Source organism: Spirosoma sp., assembly GCF_048594605.1.
In the GTDB taxonomy this organism is placed as follows: domain Bacteria; phylum Bacteroidota; class Bacteroidia; order Cytophagales; family Spirosomataceae; genus Spirosoma.
Window position 1 is genome coordinate 1 of record NZ_JBMDWV010000092.1, and the last position, 3,634, is coordinate 3,634.

Annotated in this window: 2 protein-coding genes and 1 rRNA gene; 1 reads left to right on the top strand and 2 read right to left on the bottom strand. The window is 40.5% G+C overall.

Annotation, left to right across the window (positions count from 1 at the left end; all coding sequences use genetic code 11):
- Positions 1 to 112, bottom strand: a 16S ribosomal RNA gene (locus ACOJS8_RS05130); the annotation flags it as partial.
- A 315-nt stretch (positions 113 to 427) separates the two neighbouring features.
- Positions 428 to 2,071: an L-glutamate gamma-semialdehyde dehydrogenase gene (pruA, locus tag ACOJS8_RS05135; RefSeq protein WP_420147458.1), complete on the bottom strand. Its 1,644-nt coding sequence runs from the start codon at positions 2,069 to 2,071 to the stop codon at positions 428 to 430.
- A 185-nt stretch (positions 2,072 to 2,256) separates the two neighbouring features.
- On the opposite strand from pruA, the gene thrC reads away from it, so the two are divergent.
- Positions 2,257 to 3,567 (top strand): threonine synthase, encoded by a 1,311-nt coding sequence (gene thrC / locus ACOJS8_RS05140; protein WP_420147459.1) that lies wholly within the window; start codon positions 2,257 to 2,259, stop codon positions 3,565 to 3,567.
- Positions 3,568 to 3,634: the final 67 nt, after the last annotated feature.

Here is a 3,634-nt window from a genome sequence, read left to right on the forward strand (position 1 = left end):
TGCTTACGCGTTACGCACCCGTTTGCCACTATCCCCGAAAGGACCGTTCGACTTGCATGTATTAGGCCTGCCGCTAGCGTTCATCCTGAGCCAGGATCAAACTCTCCATCGTAAATATTGTTTGCCACTACTCAAAGTGACTGTGTTTTTAGCCTTAATTGGCGTTAATCTGTTAATGTCAATATGTCAAAGAACTTTCTCTCTTTCGAGATGGTGACCAACCGTTGTTGGCCTTATTCGTATTTGGGAGTGCAAAATTACAGTAATTATTCTGTTAAGTCAAGAAAAAATCGAAAAATATTTTTTCACTTTTTCTTTATTCTCCCCCGTTTAATATGTTGAAAAAGAAACGATTAACAAATTTAATCATTCTACTTCTCTGATTTGGGAGTGCAAAATTACTTTCTTCTTTTTTCATTTACAACCGTTATTCTAAATTTTTTTCTATCTGTAGAAACGGATATTTGTAGTACTTGGGTGGTAGAAGGGTTTCCTTAATAGTTCTAGCTGATACCCAACGATATAAGTTTAGAGATGATCCAGCTTTATCGTTTGTACCCGAGGCACGGGCACCTCCAAACGGTTGCTGGCCGACTACTGCTCCAGTGGGTTTGTCATTGATATAAAAGTTACCCGCAGCATTTTGTAGCTCTTTTGTAACTTTTTCAATTACGTATCGATCCTTGGCAAAAACAGAGCCGGTTAATGCATAAGGCGACGTAGTGTCAATCGTTTGAACAATATTTTCAAAGTCAACAGGCTCGTACACATATATAGATAGAACAGGCCCAAATATTTCTTCACACATGGTTTGGTAAGTTGGATCACTTACTTCAAGAATAGTGGGTTCTATAAAATAACCTTTTGTATCATCATAATTCCCGCCTATAATATCTTTGACTTGACTGCTACTTTTCGCATCATTAATGTAACCAGTAATTTTTTTAAATGCACGCTCATCAATTACAGCATTAATGAAATTTGAAAAATCTTCTGCTGACCCTATTTTTATTTCTTCCAGCTGTTCCTTCATTTTTGCCTTAATTCTCTGCCAGAGTGTAGTTGGAATGTATGCTCTTGATGCAGCTGAACATTTTTGACCCTGATACTCAAAAGCTCCACGAATTAACCCTGTAACCACTTCATCAATGTCTGCTGATTCATGCACTAGCACGAAATCTTTCCCGCCTGTTTCTCCAACAATACGTGGATAACTTTTGTATTTGTGGATATTTGAGCCGATTGTTGCCCAAATTTGCTGGAAAACACCTGTACTGCCCGTGAAATGAATTCCAGCAAAATCCCGATGGTTAAATATTACTTCCCCGGCTACCGGGCCATCTACATAGACTAGATTAATCACTCCATCTGGTAAACCGGCTTCTTTCAGCACTTCCATGATCACTTTTGCCGAAAGAACTTGTGAATAGGCAGGTTTCCAAACCACCGTGTTTCCCATTAGTGCGGCAGATGTGGGTAAGTTCCCAGCTATGGCCGTAAAGTTGAACGGAGTTAATGCAAAGATAAATCCTTCTAATGGACGATATTCTAGCCGATTCCAAATACCCGGCGATGAGTTTGGTTGTTGCCTATATATTTCATCCGCATAGTACGTATTGAAACGCAGAAAATCTATCAATTCACAAGCTGAATCAATTTCAGCCTGATAAGCGTTTTTTGATTGGCCGAGCATTGTTGCGGCATTAATACGTGCTCGATATGGCCCTCCAATAAGCTCTGCAGCTTTTAGAAATATGCTAGCCCGATGTTCCCATGGCAAATTTGCCCAAGTGTGTTTAGCAGTTAACGCTGCTTCTATGGCTTCCTCTACATGCTTTTTATCACCTTCATGAAAGAAACCTAGCGTATGACGATGATCATGTGGGGGGGCAATTCGAATCTTCCGATCGGTTCTTACTTCTTTGCCACCTATATACATTGGTACATCAGTTTCCTGAGATCGAAAACTCTGTAAAGCTTGCTTGAGAGCTTCACGCTCGTCTGACCCAAGTTTGTATTCTTTCACCGGCTCGTTGGTCGGCATTGGTACGTTGAAGATTCCGAAAGTCATGTTGAAATAGTTTTACAGAGTTTGTTCTTAATCATTACTCTGTATGTAATGAAGTGTTTACTCACACAAATTTACACATTGACTTATTTATCCACCAATCATATTAGTTTTCCACATTTACCGCTTGGACTCATCTGGATTGCGTTGATTTACCGAACTTTGCACTCTTATCCAGATGTTTCTATATGCGTTTTTATAGTACGAACAATCCAGCGAAGACTGTTACTATTGAAGAGGCTCTTTTTCACAGCATGCCTGCCGACAGAGGCCTATATATGCCTACTCCGTTGCCTCATCAAGGCAAAGACTTTTTTTCAGCGATTGCCAATCAGTCATTGGCAGATATAGGATTTGCTATTAGTAAAGTACTTTTTGGCGATGAGATAAGTCAAGCCGATCTTGAGGAGCTGGTGCATCAGGCTTTTCCATTCGATACACCTGTTGTTGAGCTGGTACCAGGCAAAACGAACGTATTGGAGCTATTCCATGGTCCGTCGCTAGCTTTTAAAGACGTTGGCGCTCGCTACATGGCCGCTCTGATGTCCTATTATTCCAGACGTAGTGATAAGGAAGTCAATATATTGGTAGCTACTTCTGGAGATACTGGTGGCGCTGTGGCCATGGGCTTTCATAACGTACCAGGTGTAAGAGTCTCAATTTTGTACCCGACCGGTCGAGTTAGTGATTTACAAGAGAAACAATTAACTACACTCGGCGGAAATGTTCAGGCTTTTGAAGTTGATGGGTCGTTTGATGATTGCCAGGCTTTAGTAAAACAGGCATTTGTTGATGAAGAATTGAATAATCAATTGTCTCTTTCTTCGGCCAATTCAATTAATGTTTTCCGACTTATACCTCAAGGATTTTACTACGTCCGCGCTTATGGACAGGTTAAGCATTTAGGAAAGCCTGTAGTCTTTTCTACACCTAGTGGTAATTTTGGCAATCTCAGCGCTGGTGTCATGGTTCAGCAGCTGGGTTTGCCTGTTGAGCATTTTGTAGCTGCTACCAATTTAAATCATATAGTTCCCTCCTATCTGGAAACGTCCGTTTATTCACCCAGTGAGTCAATTGCTACTATTTCAAATGCTATGGATGTTGGAAACCCAAGCAATTTTGTCCGGTTGAAGCATCTATACGGTGACGATTTCAACGCACTAAAGGCAAACGTTTCTGGCTTTTTTTATGATGACGATGCAACACGAGCCGGTATGAAGCGAATTTACGAGCTTTATAACTATATAGCCTGTCCACACACAGCAATCGGTATCATGGGTTTACAAGCTTATCTTAAGGCTTTCGATAAAGATGTTACGGGTATAGCCCTTGCAACTGCACATCCTTCAAAATTTAAACCTCTTGTAGATGACGTACTAGAGATTTCTGTGGATGTTCCAGAACGTTTAGCAGTATTATCGAGTCGAGTTAAACATAGTATTCGTATTTCTTCTGATTATGAAGCTTTTAAGGAATCCTTTTTACAAACCGTAATTTAGCGGGTTATCCACAAAAAAAGCCTCTACTACGTAGTAGAGGCTGTTTTTGTGGATAACCCGCTAAAGC